Genomic DNA, 19,037 nt, shown 5'->3' on the forward strand with positions numbered 1-19,037 from the left:
AGTATAGGAGAAATATTTTATGGAAGAAATTGTTTCTCTAGATACCTTTCAACCATTCGACGGAATGATAAAAATGTTTCCTCATCATAATTTTCCTTATTTTAATTGCGACTACAATTTGCTATTAACGCTTGCAAATTATTTTAAAAAAGATGAGCTGCCGATTTTGAATAATGTCATTAGTATTTATAGATTTGATAAACAAAAAATAAAAACAAGAGGATATTTCAAGTTAGAAGTGTTGGATCTCGAGGATGGAGATAAGATACTTGAGGAAATGGGTATCTCTATTCGGAGAAAATCTCCTGCATTAGATACTTTACAAGATGAGATAATAAACTCTATTTCTAGTGGTAATCCGATTTCCATTTTTATTGATTTATTTTATCAACATGGGAGAGACTTTTACTATAACAAAAAACATGGACTGCATCCTGTTTTTGTCTATGGCTTTAATCTTACTACCGAGGAAATATATACGGTTGATGATATTACAGAATACAGACAATATTCTTTACCATTTTCAGAATTTAAATTGTCGTGCATGAGTTCGGAACACGTAAAAATGCCAAACTACTTTTGGGAATATGCACTAGTGTCCCCCGCTGATCATGATATCTTGAACAATAAGAAGCTAGCACAAAAAAACATCAATAAATTTGTAGAAAATATGTGCAGGTATCAAAATGAAATAACGGAAAGTTTGAATAATATATTGATGTTGGCAGAAAATTTCGAGCTCATTATAACAAATGAAACGATTATAGAAACACTAAGCAGTACTATTTATAGAAAATGTTCTGAGAAATACAGGTTAAATACTCTCTATAAGTACAACATTGATCATATCAATGCAAAACATACGATTGACTCGTTATTGGACCAAATTATTAATGACTGGAAGACAGTAAGGATCTATTCGAATAAAGCCATCATGTCCAAAAAGTTCACTGGGGAAATAATAGACAAGTGCATTGGTTTATTGACAAAAATATATACGAATGAAGTGCATTTTAATAATCACTTTTATTTAATGTTAAAGGCTGCGAGATTGTAAAGCTGAACCAACAATATGAGTCAGGTAAAATCACATTTAATAGTGCTAGAAATGAGCCAGACATTGATCCGAGGGCACCTAACAACTATAACTAGAGACCACAATTAATAGGGGAGTCCTTGAAATTCAACAGCGATTTAAGAACTATATGAGCAGTTTTCCAAGGTATACATTGTGTATCATGATCCTACAATACCACGAAGTAAAGTTACAGGATTAATTTTAAGACATACATGAAGAAATAGGATTAAGGAAGCCGGCAAATGCCGGTTTTCTTGTTTTGGGATTAATGACTTAATAATTACCCGAATATTACAAATTAGATTTGCTATACTTTTAGTATATGATTTCGATTGAATGGTGAGAAAGGTGAATCGAATAAACGATCTAAGTAAATTTATAAAATTAACTGGCGACAGAGCCAAATTGGACGCCAAAGCAAACGGCACTTACATTGTATATAAAACACGAGAAGGTGATTTTTTAAAAGAATACAGTAGTGGTGAAAAGACGTCATCAGACATCATTGGAAAATTTAATTGAGCACTTGGAGCTTATTGATCACTTAATTGTTATAGATAATAGCAGCGCCGAAGGCGAGATTGTCCTGGAGGCTGATCGAACCACAATAAAATATTATGAAATATTACTGCCTGAGTGGATACGAAGTATCGAACTCCACTTAGAAAGAAGAGTAGCTCCAGATTAAATAAACCGATTACTGTCTCTGACAGTGAATGGTTTATTTTTTTGAACTTACATCGGATCGTGTTCAAAATGTCAAAAAATTCGACAATACCGGGGAGGATTTAGAGGATCTAATCTCCATCGGAACGATTGGATTGATTAAAGCCATCGAGAGCATCCAGACTGGAAAAGGTACGAAGCTCGCGACGTTCGTGGCTCGTTGTATTGAGAACGAAATGATATTGTGGATAAGATGCAGCTGAAGATTGAGAAGAGCAAGATTTATAAAAATCTTGATATATTGGATGACCGCGAGAAGGAAGTTGTTATTGGTCGGTTTGGTTTTTTTGTCTGTACACACACTTAACACATGTGGAGTTCCTAATATTGATGGTTCTTAATCAATTAGTGAATAAGCTGTTTATGACCTTGCAAATATCCTCCATTCCAAGCTACATCAACAAAACTTGGGTGGGAGGGTTTTACTTATAGTTACTAGGCTTCGGAAAGGGAGAAGGGGCTAACGTTTTGCAGGGTGGTTATAATAATGAAGCTTGTCCAATAAGTCAGAAGATGCGATGATAAATAAATCACATGCTTACATAAGGAGTTAGAACAAAATGAAACAGGCATCATTGCTGCAAGACAAAAAACAACGCAAATTGCTGTTCAGCGCCGGGCTCAGCTGGATGTTCGATGCGATGGATGTCGGCATGCTGTCCTTTATCGTGGCTGCCCTGAGCGTAGAATGGGGGCTTGGCACCGAGCAGATCGGACAGCTGACTGCAATTAATTCCATCGGCATGGCGGTGGGAGCGGCAGCGGCGGGGGCGCTGGCGGACCGCTACGGACGCCGGACGATTTTGCTGTGGACGCTGCTCATTTTCTCGGCGGCGAGCGGCCTGTCCGCGTTGGCGGGCACCTTTACCGTGCTGTGCCTCTTGCGTTTCGTAGGCGGCTTTGGACTCGGCGGCGAGTTGCCCGTCGCTTCGACGCTTGTGTCCGAGTCGGTTCCCGTGAAGGACAGAGGGAGAGCGATTGTGCTTTTGGAAAGCTTCTGGGCAGGCGGATGGATTGTCGCTGCGCTCGTCTCGTATTTTATTATTCCGGCCTATGGCTGGCGAGCGGCGTTTATTATTGGAGCGGTTCCAGCACTGTACGCGTTGTATCTGCGCAGAGCAATAGAGGATTCACCGCGATATGTGGCGCAAAAGGGGAAAGTTTTGCCGCTGCGCGAGCGGCTGGCGGCGATTTGGTCGCCGAAGCATCGCCGCTCCACGATCATGCTGTGGCTGCTGTGGCTAACGGTCGTTTTCTCGTATTACGGCATGTTTCTGTGGCTGCCGACCGTGATGGTGCTGAAAGGTTTCGGGCTGGTCAAAAGCTTTCAATATGTGCTGCTCATTACACTGGCACAGCTTCCGGGCTATTTTACAGCGGCCTATTTCATCGAGAAGCTGGGGCGCAAATTTGTGCTGGTCACCTATTTGCTGCTGACGGCGGTAAGTGCCATCTGGTTCGGCAGCGCGACGACAGAAGGTATGCTGCTTGCTGCCGGAGCTTGCCTGTCTTTCTTCAACCTTGGCGCTTGGGGAGCGATGTATGCTTACACGCCGGAGCAATATCCGACGGCGGTTCGCGCAACGGGAGCAGGCTTTGCCGCTTCCTTTGGCCGGATCGGGGGCATCATTGGCCCTTACATGGTGGGGATGCTCGTGGCAGGCGGCACATCGATTCAAACGGTGTTCATTATTTTCTTTGTGGCGATCGTATGCGGTGCGCTGGCGGTTGCTTTTCTAGGTAAAGAAACAAAAGGGATTGATCCTGATCTTTAAGCGAGCAAGAGCCAAGAAAAGCACCGTTCTCTAAACGAAAAAAAGCCCCTCTCCTGAGTTATAGCAGTTTCGGCAAGCCGAACGCTGCTTGATCAGGGAGAGGGGTTCTTCTTTTGGAAAATATACAGCACGCAGCAGAATTTAGCGCACGCAGCTGTTATCTAAGCGGCGCGAAATGCTTCACTTGCTCCAAAATGCCTTCAATTTCTTGGACAACATCTGCCGAAAGCACCAGCTCGACAGCTTTGACGTTTTCGACGATTTGCTGTGGACGGCTCGCGCCAATTAGCGCGGAGCTGATGCCCGGCAAGCGCAGCACCCATGCCAGCGCAAGCTGGGAAATGGAGACGCCAAGCTGGCTAGCCAGCCCGTCCAGCTGTTCTACGCAGTCAAGGACATCGTCCCGTAAATAGCTTTTCAGCACATGGTTGATCGAGTCATTGGCAGCGCGGCTATCTGTAGGCAATTGCTGGCCTTTTCTGTATTTTCCGGTCAGAATGCCTTGCGCCAGCGGCGAAAAGACGATCTGACCAAGGCCTTCCCGCTCGCTGACAGGGATGACTTCCTGCTCGATATATCGCTCAAACATATTGTAGATCGGCTGGTTGGAAATGAGCGGACGCAGGTTCAGCCGCTTTGCAATGCCGGTCGCATCAGCGATTTGAGCGGCGCTCCATTCGCTGACAGCGGAATACAAAATTTTGCCCTGTGCGGTCAAATCGTCCAGCGCCCGCAGCGTCTCTTCCAGCGGAGCATTCTGATCATAGCGATGGCAAAAATAAATATCAATATAGTCGGTGCCGAGACGTTTCAAGCTGGCGTCGCACTGCTCCATAATATGCTTGCGCGATAAGCCGCCGTCATTGGGGCCGTCACCCATATTGAAGAAGACCTTCGTCGAAAGCACGTAGCTTGCGCGCTCGAATGGACGCAGGGCGCTGCCGAGCGCCCGCTCGCCTTCGCCGCGGTTATAGGCATTGGAAGTGTCGAAGAAATTGATGCCGCTTTCAAAGGCTTGCTGAATGCAAGCATCAGCCGCTTTCTGCTCGGTAGCTGTACCGTAGGTGAGCCAGCTTCCAAGACCGATTTCGCTTACTTTAATGCCGCTTGAACCAACGCGTCTGTATTTCATACCCTGATTCCTCCGTTTTCATTGAAAAAATAAATGCTCGTCTCTGGCAGCCGCCGTTATTGCTCCAGTGATTTTTGCGTAAAGATAGCCATGTACGTCACTTCGTCTGATACGGGGCAGAGGAGATGCTCCTCCAGCGAATTGAAATAAAGCGTATCCCCCGGATGCAGCGAATATTCAGTCGAACCAACCTTATACGTCATCTCGCCGCTGATCATATAAATAAATTCCTCGCCCTCATGGGAGAAGCCGTGCGGCTTGACCTCGCCTTTGCGGGCCGTAATCAAATAAGGCTGGACCAGCTTGTCTCTGCGCTCGCTGGCAAACGCGTAGAAGGAATACCCTCTGTCTGTCCGGAGCCAGCTGTCTTTATCGCTGTACTGCAGGCTAGAATTGAATACGGTCGCATTGGCGCTCTGCTCTTCAATCAGGTCGGACACCCGAACACCTAAAGCTCCGGCAATTTTCATCAGTGTCGCCACCGGAGGAGCGGATAGATCGTTTTCAATTTTGGACAGGAGACTCTTCGTAAAGCCGCACTGTTTTGCGATTTCTTCCTGCGTCCGCTTCTGTTCCATGCGGATCAGCCGGATTCTTTTGCCGAGGCTCATCAGTCACACACCTTTATTTGTCATACTTGCCCTCTATCGTATCATAAAAGGACTGAGTTGAAAACGGTTCAATAAAGTTGTTGATAATTCAACTTGGTTGAATTAAAATAAACCTGCAATCACCTTGAGCTAAATGCTTGGAACATTGAAGCGTTGAAGTTTAGAAGACTAGAAGTTTTGAAATCTTGAAAAATTGAGAAGTTGAAGCATTGAAGGCTATATGAAACTAGGAGGGACAGTATGGTTAAAGCGGCGGATTTAAATGAGGAGCAGCACGTGCTGGATATGGGCTGGGGCAAAATAGCATGGTTATATGGACAAGAAATCGATCCTGAGGGCCAAATGACATTTGGGCAGGTTTACATTAATGCAGGCCAGGAAAATGGACGCCATCGGCATCCGAACTGTGAGGAAATTATTTTTGTGCTGTCAGGCGAATGCGATCATTCGCTAGGGGATGAAATGTATCATTTGAAGCCAGGCATGGCACTGCGTATTCCTCAAAATGTGCTGCATCATGCCAAGGTAACGAGCTGGGAGCCGTGCCGAATGATCATTGCGTATTCCGCAGTCGATCGGGAAACGGTGGGCGAGTAGAGCGGCCTTTCGAGCGTTGGGCGACCTAGTATGAGCAGAGCATAGGCATGTTCAAGCAGGTGGCACGACGTAGAACGTAGAAAGCAGAAAGCAGGGAGGATGACAAGTGGGAATCCGGTATGCTTTTTCCCGGCCAACAGCGGGGACAGCGGAAGAGGAAGCGTTAATTCATGGCTATCAGGCGGCGGGCTACGAAGGCTTGCAGCTCAAATGGAATCAATATATGCCCCACATGGAGGAGCCGGAGCGGTTTATAGAACGCTGGGGACAGCGGCCGGGCCTTGCTTCCGCGCTTATTACGGGAGGTACGCTGCTTAGCGATGACAGCAAGGAGGAGCTGCGCCGTATTTTCCGCTTTGGGAAGCAGGTGGGCACGGAGCTGATCGTCTACTGTCACAGCGTCCCAAGGACGGGACTAGACAAGGAAGCTATCTCTGGCTTTGCGAGGCTGTTCGCGGAGCTGGGCAAGGAAGCGAAAAGCAGCGGACTCAAGCTGTCGCTGCATCATCATTATGATCAGCCGGTCATGCATCGGGCGGACTTTGATACCTTTTTCAGCGAGCTGCGGCCGGAGGACGGGGTGGGACTGACGGTCGATACGGCGCATCTGGTGAAGTCTGGCATTTCCGATGTGGCGGAGGTCATTCGTAGCTTTGCGCCCTTTATCAATAATTTTCATATGAAGGATTTTGCGGCTGGCGAATATCGGATTTTAGGAGAGGGCTCGATTGATTTTCAGCCGATTATGGCGGAAGTGCAGCGCATAGGATACGCGGGTTGGATGTCGGCGGATGAGGAAAGCGGCGGTGAGATAGTGATGGGCATGCAGCAATGCTTGCCATTTATGAAATCAGGTATGGGGAGAGTGGCGGAATGAAAAAATATAAAATTGGATTTGTTGGTGCAGGGGCTGTCACGCGGCTGCATTTGAGAGGCTACGCCAATCATCAGGATCGCGTAGAGGTCGTTGCGATTTGCGACCCAAGCGAAGCGGCCGTTCAGGAGCGGGCGGATGAGTTCGGCATTGCGGGAAGATACACTGATCTTGCGGAAATGTTGGCGCATAGCGGGCTAGATGCCGCAGTGGTCTGTACGCCTTCGACGATACGTGGAAGCATCATGCGGCCGCTGTTGGAAGCGGGCATTCCGGTATTTCTGGAAAAGCCTTTCGCCGATACGTTTGCCGAGGCGCAGCAAATAGCAGAGCTTGCCAAGCAGCTGAACGTTCCAGTGTGCATTAATCAAAATTTCCGCAAGCATCATTCATTTGATTTTATTCGCGATTTGGTCAAGTCAGGCGCAATCGGCAAGCTGGAGTCGATTCAATTTGATTCCTTGTTCTATCGGCAGGATGCAGGCTGGCGAGTACATACACAGCGTCACGCCTTATCCGTCATGGCCATTCATTGGTTTGATGGTATGCGCCGAATTGCGGATGCCAAGGCGGCTTCCATTTATTGTAGCGCCTACTCCTCGGAGGCGGTCGATTGTTTAGGGGAGACGGATGCAACCGTGCTGATGACGTTTGACAACGGCGTGCGCGCCCATTTTACCCAAAGCTTCTCCAGTCCGTTTCATAAAAATGATCTCGTCGTGCTTGGCAGCGAAGGCGTGCTCAGCACTTCGTCCAATACGATCGGGCTGTATCGCCGCGACCCGAGCGGAGAGCCGAACTGGAATCCGCAGCCGGTGCAGACATGGGAGCACGCGCTGCCGATTGAGGAGGCGATATTTGACGGCCTCAATCAGCTGCTCGTCTGGCTGGAGACTGGCGTGGAAGCCGAAAATAGTGCGTTTGACAATTTGCATACGGTTTCATTGCTGGCTGGGGCGTACGAGTCGGCAAAGAATAATCAGGTCGTTGCCTTTCAGGAAGGACTGCTAGGGTAGAGCAGGTAGAGCAGGTAGAGCAGGTAGAGCATACAACTGCAAAAGTCATATGAACTGAAACCGCTGCAAAAGCAGAAAAGGCTGCAAAAAGACATCTAGAGGAACTTGGTTATAATGGTAGTCAGTTAGGATTGTGGCCAGTTGAGGGGAAATAAATAAGGCGCGGGGTTTTCGCAGCAGCGAAAACCTCGTGCCTTATTTTGCCCGATAAGCCCTTCGAGTGTTGATTTGAAGAACAACCCATTTTGGCGGACACCCAATCCGCTATTTCCTCTAGCAAACGATTGAGGGGATGCCTCGCGGACACAGAAGCCCCTAATGCTCCCCAAATCGCTGTTTTGCCGAGATATTGAGACCGATAAGGCATTTCCTGTCCGCCTACATACGTAAATCACAAAAAAAGCTAAAATAGCGGAACCCCAGTCCTCCAAAAAGGAGAGGTTCTACAAGGGGGCCAATCCGTGCTGACAAAATACGGAGGCTAAACGCATTTTCGCGGGCGAACCGTTACTGCTGAAAATGCTGCTGGCGGTAATGGAGCGGGCTCATGCCGGTCCAGCGTTTGAATTGCCTGCTGAAATGCGACAGCTGGGAATAGCCCAGCCGCAAACCAATTTCCTTCAGCGACAGCTCAGGCTGGCGAATGAGCACCTTAGCCTCCTGAAGCTTGAGCTCAGATAAAAACTGTCGTGGCGACAGGCCGTACACTTTGCGAAACACTTCAAGCCCATAGCCGGGGCTGATGCCCAGCGAGCCCATAATCTCTTCAATGCGAAAAGCGCTCTCCGCCACCGGCTCGCCAGGAAGCTTATGCGGGTCAAAGTTCCCCTTGATCGCCTCGGCAATCGCTTTGGCATATTGAACGGATGCTGGTGGCATAGCTGCCAGCTCCTCCTCCGGCAAACAGATCGTACTGACTAATAGTCCGAACAGCTCAAACAAATCCGCTTGCAGCCGAAAGCGATCCGCCGTCGTATAGCCGCCTCCCCGCCTAAGCATCGCAATCCATTGATTCAAAATAGGCAGCAGACGCTCAGAATCAGCGCTTCCCGCGGGAAACAGCAGGCGGCCATTACGAATCATTTCTTGGCGAAAAGCCGGATCGTCCACATTAAAGTGGGCGCAAAAATAAGCCATGCCCTCCTCCGAAACGCAGCGGCTCTTATGCTTAAAGCCGGGGGGAATAAGCAGAAAGTCGCCGGCGCCCAGCTGATATTTGCTTTCGCCAATGATCGTTTCCTGCGCACCCTCCTGAATAAAAATCATTTCAAAGCCAATATGGGATTCCAGCGGCATCTGCCAATGCTTGTCTACACGCTGTTCATGTGCGCCGAAAAACTTAATGTTCCAGTCGATGGCAGGCAGAAAGCGCACATTTTGAATCCACGGCGAGAGTGTCACTTCATCATCCATTAGGCAGACCACCTTTGATTTGGGTAAATTTCACGTTGTTTGGACAATCGGCGATTTATTCTATTTAATTTATACTAAGAGGGTAAGCTAAAGCAAGAAGCAAAAGTGATGAAACGATAGGGGTTGTCGATATGGGACAAACGGCAAAATGGTTTTCAAGCACACAAACAGCGAGCTGGACGGAGAAAAGCACGGAATCACGCGCCTTTTCACCTGCTCTATCTAACTTGGCGATAACTGAAAGCGTATACCAAACGGTGGAGGGCTTTGGCGGCTGCTTCAATGAGCTGGGCTTCACTGCACTGAGCCACTTAACGGAGGAAGAACGTGCTGCGGTCATGCACGAGCTGTTCCATCCAGAAGGCGAGCAGCGCTTCAGCATTTGCCGCATGCCTATTGGAGCCAGCGACTACGCGCTGGAGTGGTACAGCTTGAACGAAACGGACGGGGACGTGGCGATGGAGCATTTTTCTATTGAACGCGACCGCAAGTATTTGATTCCTTATATAAAAGAAGCGCTGGCGCTCAATCCGGAGCTGAAGCTGTTCGCTTCGCCATGGAGTCCGCCGACGTGGATGAAGACGCCGAAGGCTTATAATTACGGAACGCTGCGCTGGGAGAAGGAAATTCTCGAAGCCTATGCGCTGTATTTCGTCAAGTTCGTTCAGGCTTACCAAGAGGAAGGCATTACGATCCATCAGGTTCATGTGCAAAATGAAGTCGTTGCCGATCAGAAGTTTCCTTCCTGCGTATGGACGGGCGAGCAGCTTAGGGAGTTCATCCGCGATTATTTAGGACCTGCCTTCAAGCAGCATGGGCTGGATACGGAAATTTGGCTCGGAACGATTAATGCCCCCGACCCATGGCTGGAGCTGATGAAAGGGACAACGAACGATTATGACGCTTATGCAGGTCTCGTACTGAGCGACCCTGAAGCTTATAAATATATTAAAGGCGTCGGCTATCAATGGGCTGGCAAATATGCAATTGCCCGGACCTCGCAGAGCTACCCGGAGCTGCGTTATATGCAGACAGAAAATGAATGCGGAGATGGCAAAAACACATGGGCGTATGCCAAATATGTGTTCCATCTATACCAGCATTATTTCAGCAACGGCGTGAACAGCTACATTTACTGGAATATGGCGCTGGAGCCGAAAGGACGCAGCACATGGGGCTGGGAGCAAAATGCCATGATCACAGTAGAACCGGATACGAAGCGGGCGATAAACAATCCGGAATATTACGTGATGAAGCATTTCAGCCATTTTGTGGCACCAGGCTCGCAGCGTATTGGGCTGCAAGGTCCGTGGAGCGGCCATGCCATAGCCTTCAAACGTGAAGACGGCTCGAGGGTCATCGTGATCACGAATCCTTACACGGATACAAGAGAGCTAAGGCTGTCCGATGGCGAAGCAGAGCATGCTTTTGAGCTGGAGCCGGAATCCTTTCACACGATTGTACTTGCTTAAAATATAATTTCAATGAACAAACGCCTTTGCGCTCAAGCATGGCGTTTGTTTTGTCGTTATAAAAGTAAAGAGCAGGGAGGGAAAGGGAATGAGGCTGCTGTCTAAAATATATCGTGCCATTTTACACCCGTTTCGGCGCAGCATACGCAATAAGCTGATTTTAATTATGGTTGTTGTGTCGGCGCTGCCAATTGTAGCCGTAACTGCGCTTGCTGTGGATAATAACCGAAAGTCGATGGAGGCCGAGCTTATTGGGACGAATGTGTCCAATATGAAATGGACGAGCATTTATCTCGGGGAACAATTTTCACAAATGAACAGTCTGTTATATTCTGTTCTCATTAACCCGAACCTGAGTGATTATATTGCCAGCGAGGAGGATTCTGGGTTGTCGAGCCAGTTTTCAGCGCAGCGCAACATTGAGGATGCAATGGCCTCGCTGTTTTATTCGGGCAATCATTATATTTCGGGCATTGAGCTCTATTTGAAAAGAAGCGGCAAGCTGTTTACGATGAATGCGTCCCAGAACCAAATTAAAACGCTGGAAAGCATACCTGATCCTTACAATGAGCTGTTTAACCAGCAAAAGGATTTTATGATTAAAAACAGCCCGGAAGGCGATCGTTTTCAGCTGATACGCAGCATCAATCGGTTCGAAAACCGCGAAATTCTCGGCGGCATTACGCTGGAGGTGCGCTGGGCGATTCTCGACCAGACGCTCTCACTGCTTAATCCGGCCAAAGACCAGACCGTGCTTATTGCTGGCCCAGACGGAGAAATTTTGTACCGAATGGGCAGCGAAGCCCTTTCGCCCGAGCAGGTTGCGGAAATCGTGAAGGGCGGTACAGAGCCCGGCTATGAGCGCAAGGCGGATGAATATGTATTTTACAATACGATTGATCCGATGAAGCTGAAGCTAATCAAAATTATTCCAATGAGCGCTATTAACCAAAGCGCGCAAGCAACGATGCATTATGGAATATTGGTTGGAGCGATAACGGTTGCGGCGGCTATTATCATTGCCGTGCTGCTTGCTTGGCGCACAGCAAGGCCGATTGTGCTGCTTGCTCGCTCTATGCAAGGGCTGAGCCTTATTAAACAGGGAGATAAGCCGTTGAGTGGACGCATGGATGAAATTGGCTTGCTGGAGACCAAGTTTTATAATATGTCGCATCGCATTAGAGAGCATATTAAGAGCGAATACAGCATGAATTTGGAAAAAAAGACAGCGGAGCTCAAGGCGCTGCAGGCGCAAATCAATCCGCATTTTTTACAAAACACGCTGCAAATGATCGGCAGCATGCTGTTTTCCAAAAAGCCCACTGAAAGCTACGAAACGATTCGCTCGCTCAGCGAAATGTTCCGTTATGTCATTCGCGAGCCGGATGCCCTGGCTACGCTGAGGCAGGAGCTGGAGCATATGAACAATTACATGGTCATTCAGCAGCAGCGTTTTCAATCACGGCTGCAGTACAGCCTAGAGGTGGACGAGCAGCTGCTGCAAAGCCGCATTCCGAAGCTGACGCTGCAGCCCATCGTGGAAAATGCGTTTATGCACGGGCTTGATTCGCAGGCCGGAGGCTGGGAACTGGGCGTGAAGGTAGCACAGTCCGTATCCTCTGACGTCATTATTACAATTAGGGATAACGGCGTAGGGATGAGCGCTGAGCGGCTGAGGGAAGTTCGCCAAAGGCTCAGCTATGCGGATGGAGAGGTTTGGACTCACGGAGAGCGGATTGGGCTGGGCAATGTGGCCTCAAGGCTGCAAATGCATTTTGGCAAGGCGTATGGATTGACGATAGATAGTGAAGCTGGGGTTGGCACGCGTATAACCATTCATATTCCTGGTGACATGCAAGGGGGAGAAATACATGATTAAGGTCATGTTGGTTGATGATGAAAGCTGGGGACGGGATATTGTAAGAACATTCGGCCGTTGGGAGGAGCATGGCATGGAGATCGTGGCCGAGGCGGAGGATGGGGAAGAGGCGCTGCGGCTTGCGGAGAAGCAAATGCCGCAGGTCATTATTACCGATATGAGAATGCCCGGCATGGATGGCGTCAAGCTGCTCAATGAGCTGCATGAACGTTTGCCTCATATCCAAATTGTCGTCATTAGCGGCTATGATGACTTCAAATACATGCAGCATGCGATTCGCTGCCAAGCGGTAGATTATTTGCTCAAGCCGATTGATCCGAAGGAGCTGAACGCGGTACTTTCAAAATGTGCGTCGGGGCTCGCGGCTGCGAAGGAGAGCCGGCGCTTACTAACGCTGGATCTCGAATGGCTGTTGTCGCTGACATCGCTGAAGCAGCGGCTGCGCGCTAGGTTCAATGAACTGGACCGCGAAGGACTGCTGGAGCTTTTCGGAGAGCTGGCGAGTGATATGGAGAGCAGTGTCGCTGGCAAGCCGCAGCTGCTGGAGCGCGTCGTCCAAGAGCTGCTGCTCATGCTTAAGGAGCTTCTGCTAACTAATTCATTGGAGGCAAATGCGATAGATGGTGCCAGAGACGGGGCGGAGCTCGCCTCGAGCGCGAATGCAGCCGCTTTTCTGGCTGCCCGTTATGAGGATGCGCTGGAGCAGCTGATTCAGCAGCGAAAATTCAAAAAACGGCTTAATTTGGACGAGGTTAGGCAGTACATGGAAGCGCGGTTTGCCGAACCGATTTCACTGGAGCAGGTAGCTCGCGCTTTTTTCGTTAGCAAGGAGTACTTGAGTAAAACATTTAAACAGGAATACGGCTGCAATATGACCGATTATATGCTGCAGCTTCGCATGGAGAAGGCGCGGGAGTGGCTGCTTGATGAGAAATTGCCGATTAAAACAGTCGCAGAAATGGCAGGCTATGAAGATGTCACGTATTTTTATCGCGTATTTAAAAAGCATTTCGGCATTGCCCCAGGAGAAATGCGGCGCGGCAGCGAGAATTGATGCGGGCACATTGGACAGATTGGACAAGCCGGGCAGGTTGGACAAATCGGACCACATTCAAATTGGTTTAAAAATGTCCAAGCGAACAGTCTAATTCTGTCCAATTAAACGCTTTCATAAATCAGATACAATGAAAGCGTAAACAAACAAGCTTACGGGAGGTCATTACAGATGAAAAAGAAGCTTTGGAAATCAGCGCTAAGCGCAGCATTAATTACAACACTGCTAGCGGGCTGCGGCTCGAACAGCGGTACGGCAACCGATAATGGCGGAGAAACGACAGGCGAAGGCGGCGCGAAAACGGTTAAGCTCAAAATGTTTATCGCTCAGCCAAGGCTCAAAGAAAGCTACGATAAATACATTGCGCAATTTGTAGCGAAGGAAAAAGCCGAGAAAAACATTGATGTCCAAATACAGCTTGAAATGCCGACAGCTGACACGGCTCCGCAAATTTTGAAAACAAGACTGGCATCCAATGATGCCCCGGACATTTTCGCCGTGCATGCGATTAATGAAATTCCTTCCTTTTACAAAGCAGGCTACTTAGAAGACTTGTCTGGACAGCCTTTTGTAGACAAGCTGCTCGATAGCGTGAAGCCTTCCGTTACGACAACAGACGGTAAAATCGTTGCCGTTCCTATGGAAACGCTATCATGGGGATACATTTATAACAAAAAGATTTTTAAAGACCTTAGCTTGACGCCGCCAACCACTTTGACAGAAATGAAAGCGGTTATCGCGAAGCTGAAGGAAAATAATATAGCGCCATTCCTGCTGTCCTACAAGGAATCATGGATTCCGCAGCTGTTCCTGCCACTGGCAGTAGGTGCTATCTCGAATACAACAAATAAAGATTTCGTGGAAAAAATGAACAAGGATGAAGGCTCCTTCAGCGACATGAAATCGATGTTCGAGGTTATCGATCTGGTTAACCAGAATGGTACGGATAAAGCGATGGAGCTGGGCGGCGATGATGGTTCTGCAGCTTTCGCATCAGGCAAAGCGGCCATGTGGGTTCAAGGGCCATGGTTTGCAGAATCGATTCTTAAAGCGAATCCAGATATGGAATTTGGCGTAGCTCCAATGCCGATTAATGATGATCCGAATGCAACGATGATCAACCTGAGTACATCTACTTCGCTCGTTGTATCGAAAAACAGTGCGAACAAGGAAGTGGCGCTGGACTTCGTCAACTACGTGCTCGATGACAAAGACTCTAATGCCTTTTTCGAAGAGCTTAAATTTAATCCGGTTGCCAAAAATCATTCGTTCACCACTTATCCTTGGGTAGAGGATGCAATGACTTACGTTAAAGAAGGCAAATCGTATTTGGATCCTGCCGTTCCACAAGCAGTTAAGGACGAGTCAGGCAAAGCGCTGCAATCGTATTACGCTGGACAGCTGTCGCAGGACGGTGTTATAGCGGCACTCGACAAGGCATGGAAATCGTTTAACAAAGTAAATAAATAATTAAATAAAGAAAGAAGGAATGGCGGCAGGGCGGATAAGGCGCGAGGCGCGTCTCCCACCCTGCCATGCCTTCCCATCATCATCTTAGGAGAGGTGAGCAACCGTGCCAATGAAGGGTGTTTTAAAAAGATATGTATCGCTGCTGGCCTTCGTCGCGCCTGCATTTATTTTGTACGCCATTTTTCTGCTAATTCCGACTCTTGGCGGTATGTATTACAGTTTTACAGACTGGAATGGACTGAATACCAACTATCAATTTATCGGTCTCGAAAATTTTGTGGAGGCGCTGAAGGACGACCCGGATTTTGTCCACTCGCTGCTGTTCACATTAAAATATGTGCTGTATATGCTTGTGCTGCAAAATGTAATCGCGCTGCTGCTTGCTGTTCTCATTGAATCGCGGAGCAAAAGCAAAGGATTTTTCCGCACGATATTTTTCATGCCGAACATGATCAGTATTATTATTAGCGCCTTTATGTGGACATTCGTGTTCACTCAAGTACTGCCGCAGCTGGCGGAAAAAACAATGTTTACCTTCTTGGATCAATCCTGGGTTGGCGATCCTAAGTTTTCCTTCTATGCCATTTTGATTATCTCGCTCTGGAATGGCGTCGGCTACATGATGATTATTTATTTGGCGGGTCTGCAAGGAGTGCCGCAAAGCTTGATGGAGGCGGCCATTATTGATGGAGCGAATCCGCTGCAGCGCTTTATGAAGGTTACGCTGCCGATGATTACACATGCGATCACGATTTGCTTCTTCTTGACGCTGAACGGGGCTTTTAAGGTGTTCGAGGTCGTATATGGCTTTACGGGCGGAGGTCCGGGCCGGTCGACGCAGGTTATTACGATGAATATTTATGAAGAGGCCTTTTCGAATAATTTCCGCTATGGCTATGCCAGTGCGAAATCGGTCATTTTATTCATTATCGTCTTGATTTTCACACTCATCCAAATTGCAGTCATGAAAAGAAAAGAGGTGGAGGCATGAGAAACAGAAGCGCGAGCTCGTTATTTATTACGCTGTTTCTTACGATCGGAGCCGCCATTTCCTTCTTCCCGATTTATATGGCCATTGCCAATTCATTTAAATCGCAGGGAGAAATGTTTCAATCCTTCGTAGCTTTGCCGTCTGCGCCGACCTTTGACAACTACGTGCAGGCCTTTCACAAAATCAATATGCTTAGCAGCACGCTGAATTCGGTCATTGTATCGGTGCTGGGCATCGGCGGCATCGTGTTCTGCGCGGCGCTAGCGGGCTATAAGCTGTCAAGGACACCAGGCAAGGCGAGCGCAGCGATCTTTTTCCTATTCGTCGCTTCGATGCTCGTGCCGTTTCACTCGATTATGATTCCGCTTACCCGCATGGCGAACAGCTTGTCTGTGCAGGGCACTACTTATGGCTTGGCACTCATTTACATTGGACTAGGCGTCAATATGGCCGTTTTTCTATACCACGGCTTCGTAAAATCGATTCCGCGCGAGCTGGAGGAAGCGGCTCATATGGACGGCTGCGGCGAGTTCCAGACGTTTTTCCGGATTATTTTTCCGCTGCTGCTGCCGATTACGGTGACGATTGCCATTCTCGATTTCCTCTGGATTTGGAATGACTTCCTGCTGCCGATGCTGATGCTGACGGATTCGGATCATTATACACTCATCTTGTCCACGAACACATTGTTTGGCGAATACAACAAGGAATGGACACTCATCCTCGCATCGCTTGTACTGACGGCGATTCCTGTTATTATTATATATGCATTCTTCCAGCGCTTTATTATGGAGGGCATTACAGAAGGAGCAGTGAAGGGCTAATGGATAAATTATTATACGGGGTTGCTTATTACGATGAATATATGCCTTACGACAGACTGAATGAAGATATTCGCATGATGAAGGAAGCGGGCATTAACGTAGTCCGCATTGCCGAATCGACTTGGAGCACGCATGAGCCGCAAAATGGCGTATTCGATTTTAGCTCGGTAGACCGCGTGCTGGATGCGATGCATGAGGCGGGTATCCATGTTATCGTTGGAACGCCGACGTATGCGATTCCGACGTGGATGGTCAAGGAGCATCCAGATGTGCTTGCGGTAACGGCGGCGGGGCCAGGCAAATACGGCGCGCGTCAAATTATGGACATTACGCATCCGGTATACTTGTTCCATGCTGAGCGGATCATTCGCAAGCTAATTGAGCGCGTCAGCAAGCATCCGGCGGTTATCGGCTATCAGACAGATAATGAGACGAAGCATTACGGCACGGCTGGACCGAATGTACAGCTGCGCTTCGTCAAATATATGCGTGATACTTACGAGACGCTGGACCAGGTTAATGAGTTGTTCGGTCTCGATTATTGGAGCAACCGCATTAACAGCTGGGAGGACTTTCCGTCCGTTGTCGGCACGATTAACGGCAGCCTGGGTGCGGAATTCGCCAAGTTTCAACGCGGGCTGGTCAATGAGTTTCTCGCATGGCAGGTAGGCCTTGTCAATGAATACAAGCAGCCAGGGCAGTTCGTGACGCAAAACTTCGATTTTGAATGGCGCGGATATTCCTTTGGCGTACAGCCTTCGGTTAATCATTTTGAAGCAGCGGTGCCATTCGATATTGCTGGCGTGGACATCTATCATCCGTCACAGGATGAGCTGACGGGCATTGAAATTTCCTTCGGCGGGGACATGACGCGTTCACTGAAGGGCAGCAACTATTTGGTGCTGGAAACGCAGGCGCAGGCATTCCCGCATTGGACGCCATATCCAGGGCAACTGCGGCTGCAGGCGTTCAGCCATGTGGCATCCGGAGCAGATATGGTCGCCTATTGGCACTGGCACTCGATCCATAACTCGTTCGAGACGTATTGGAAAGGACTGCTCAGCCACGATTTTCTGCCTAATCCGGTTTATAACGAAGCCGGAACGATCGGACGGGATTTTGCCCGTCTAAGCGATGAACTGGTGCATTTGCGCAAGCAAAACAACGTTGCCGTTATGGTGAGCAATGAAGCGCTGACGGCGATGGAATGGTTCAAGCTGCCGGACGGCAAATTGTACAATGATGTTGTGCGCTGGCTGTATGACGAGCTGTACAAAATGAACATCGGCTGCGATTTCATTACGCCAGCTTGCGAGCGGCTGGATGATTACAAAGTGGTTGTTGTTCCGGCTTTGTATGCGGTACCGGATGCGACCCTTGAGCGGCTAAATGCTTTTGTGGAGCAGGGTGGACATGCCGTTTATTCGTTCAAAAGCGGCTTTGCGGACGAGCGGATTAAAGTACGGACCTCGCAGCAGCCAGGTATTATTGGTAAAGCTTGCGGTGTTGGCTACAGCCTGTTTATCGATCCGAAAAATGTAGGACTGAAGGGTGCAGCGCTTTCGGCAGCGCCAGGAAGCGTTACAAGCTGGATGGAGCTGCTGACGCCGCTCACAGGCGACGTCGAAGTGCTGGCGCATTACGACCATCCGCAGTGGGGCGAATATGCGGCGATTACCCGCAACCGTTACGGCAAAGGTACGGCGACGTACATCGGCTGCCTGACGGATGGAGCTTCTGCCCATGAGGTGCTGAAGGGCACCGTTCAAGAGGCGGGACTATGGGATGAAGATCAGCAGGTCAGCTTCCCGATTATCGTGAAGCATGGGATTAATCAGCAAGGAGCACAGCTGCGCTACTATTTCAACTACTCGGCTGAGCCGGTATCCTTCGTTTATCCACATGCTGCGGGGCAAGAATTGCTGGAGGGCCGTGCGGTTAGCAGCGGCGAGCAGCTTACGCTTGCGCCGTGGGGCGTGCAAATTATTAAAGCAGGTTAGGTAGAGAAAAGAAGTAAAACTGGCGTGACGTCTTGGCATTTGCGAAGGCGTCACGCCTTTTATGGTTCGGGTTCTTTTTATGAAAAATGGTGTTTTGCCCGATGCCGACATTCCTCTTGTATTCA

General features: G+C 48.7%; 15 protein-coding genes and 1 pseudogene. 13 read left to right on the plus strand and 3 right to left on the minus strand.

Annotation, left to right across the window (positions count from 1 at the left end):
• Nucleotides 1-19 precede the first annotated feature (19 nt).
• From AC50YG_RS11460 to AC50YG_RS11470, 3 genes and pseudogenes are all read left to right on the plus strand, one after another.
• The gene (locus AC50YG_RS11460; RefSeq protein ID WP_494826887.1) at nucleotides 20-1,057 is read left to right on the plus strand and encodes a hypothetical protein; all 1,038 of its coding nucleotides are present in this window, start codon (nucleotides 20-22) and stop codon (nucleotides 1,055-1,057) included.
• Between the two features lie 779 nt (nucleotides 1,058-1,836).
• Nucleotides 1,837-2,087: pseudogene (locus AC50YG_RS11465) on the plus strand (sigma factor); the annotation flags it as partial.
• Nucleotides 2,088-2,364: 277 nt separating this feature from the next.
• Nucleotides 2,365-3,579, plus strand: coding sequence for an MFS transporter (locus tag AC50YG_RS11470; RefSeq protein ID WP_473759422.1), 1,215 nt, complete (start codon nucleotides 2,365-2,367; stop codon nucleotides 3,577-3,579).
• Between the two features lie 157 nt (nucleotides 3,580-3,736).
• Here AC50YG_RS11470 and AC50YG_RS11475 read toward each other — a convergent pair whose 3' ends face one another.
• Both AC50YG_RS11475 and AC50YG_RS11480 read right to left on the minus strand, forming a co-directional pair.
• Complete coding sequence (locus AC50YG_RS11475; RefSeq protein ID WP_494826888.1) at nucleotides 3,737-4,711, minus strand: aldo/keto reductase family protein; 975 nt, start codon at nucleotides 4,709-4,711, stop codon at nucleotides 3,737-3,739.
• 56 nt (nucleotides 4,712-4,767) lie between these two features.
• Nucleotides 4,768-5,322 carry a helix-turn-helix domain-containing protein gene (locus AC50YG_RS11480; RefSeq protein WP_494826889.1) on the minus strand — a complete coding sequence of 185 codons (555 nt, stop codon included), beginning with the start codon at nucleotides 5,320-5,322 and terminating at the stop codon, nucleotides 4,768-4,770.
• Nucleotides 5,323-5,562: 240 nt separating this feature from the next.
• Between AC50YG_RS11480 and AC50YG_RS11485 the strand changes: the two genes are divergently transcribed.
• The 3 genes from AC50YG_RS11485 to AC50YG_RS11495 all read left to right on the plus strand — a co-directional run bounded on the left by AC50YG_RS11485 (nucleotide 5,563) and on the right by AC50YG_RS11495 (nucleotide 7,809).
• Nucleotides 5,563-5,919, plus strand: a complete 357-nt coding sequence (locus tag AC50YG_RS11485) for a cupin domain-containing protein (protein WP_341282400.1) — start codon at nucleotides 5,563-5,565, stop codon at nucleotides 5,917-5,919.
• Between the two features lie 106 nt (nucleotides 5,920-6,025).
• On the plus strand, nucleotides 6,026-6,796 hold the full coding sequence (locus AC50YG_RS11490) for a sugar phosphate isomerase/epimerase family protein (RefSeq protein WP_494826890.1): 771 nt from the start codon (nucleotides 6,026-6,028) through the stop codon (nucleotides 6,794-6,796).
• Nucleotides 6,793-7,809, plus strand: a complete 1,017-nt coding sequence (locus AC50YG_RS11495) for a Gfo/Idh/MocA family protein (protein WP_494826891.1) — start codon at nucleotides 6,793-6,795, stop codon at nucleotides 7,807-7,809. The genes AC50YG_RS11490 and AC50YG_RS11495 overlap by 4 nt, the downstream gene beginning before the upstream one ends.
• Nucleotides 7,810-8,316: 507 nt before the next feature.
• Here AC50YG_RS11495 and AC50YG_RS11500 read toward each other — a convergent pair.
• Entirely contained in the window at nucleotides 8,317-9,222 is a 906-nt protein-coding gene (locus AC50YG_RS11500; protein ID WP_494826892.1) for a helix-turn-helix domain-containing protein, read from the minus strand.
• 131 nt (nucleotides 9,223-9,353) lie between these two features.
• Between AC50YG_RS11500 and AC50YG_RS11505 the strand changes: the two genes are divergently transcribed.
• The 7 genes from AC50YG_RS11505 (at nucleotide 9,354) to AC50YG_RS11535 (ending at nucleotide 18,912) form a co-directional block, all read left to right on the plus strand.
• Nucleotides 9,354-10,694, plus strand: coding sequence for a glycoside hydrolase family 30 protein (locus AC50YG_RS11505; protein WP_494826893.1), 1,341 nt, complete (start codon nucleotides 9,354-9,356; stop codon nucleotides 10,692-10,694).
• Nucleotides 10,695-10,782: 88 nt separating this feature from the next.
• A complete protein-coding gene (locus AC50YG_RS11510) occupies nucleotides 10,783-12,573 on the plus strand; it encodes a sensor histidine kinase (protein ID WP_494826894.1) in 1,791 nt (596 codons plus the stop codon).
• Nucleotides 12,566-13,627, plus strand: a complete 1,062-nt coding sequence (locus AC50YG_RS11515; RefSeq protein ID WP_494826895.1) for a response regulator transcription factor — start codon at nucleotides 12,566-12,568, stop codon at nucleotides 13,625-13,627. The genes AC50YG_RS11510 and AC50YG_RS11515 overlap by 8 nt, the downstream gene beginning before the upstream one ends.
• 171 nt (nucleotides 13,628-13,798) lie before the next feature.
• On the plus strand, nucleotides 13,799-15,097 hold the full coding sequence (locus AC50YG_RS11520; RefSeq protein ID WP_494826897.1) for an ABC transporter substrate-binding protein: 1,299 nt from the start codon (nucleotides 13,799-13,801) through the stop codon (nucleotides 15,095-15,097).
• Nucleotides 15,098-15,206: 109 nt separating this feature from the next.
• Complete coding sequence (locus AC50YG_RS11525; protein ID WP_445933815.1) at nucleotides 15,207-16,088, plus strand: carbohydrate ABC transporter permease; 882 nt, start codon at nucleotides 15,207-15,209, stop codon at nucleotides 16,086-16,088.
• Nucleotides 16,085-16,912: a carbohydrate ABC transporter permease gene (locus AC50YG_RS11530; RefSeq protein WP_473759412.1), complete on the plus strand. Its 828-nt coding sequence runs from the start codon at nucleotides 16,085-16,087 to the stop codon at nucleotides 16,910-16,912. The genes AC50YG_RS11525 and AC50YG_RS11530 overlap by 4 nt, the downstream gene beginning before the upstream one ends.
• Nucleotides 16,912-18,912 (plus strand): beta-galactosidase, encoded by a 2,001-nt coding sequence (locus tag AC50YG_RS11535; RefSeq protein WP_494826900.1) that lies wholly within the window; start codon nucleotides 16,912-16,914, stop codon nucleotides 18,910-18,912. The genes AC50YG_RS11530 and AC50YG_RS11535 overlap by 1 nt, the downstream gene beginning before the upstream one ends.
• The last annotated feature ends 125 nt before the right edge of the window (nucleotides 18,913-19,037 follow it).

The organism is Paenibacillus sp. J31R34 (genome assembly GCF_059383715.1).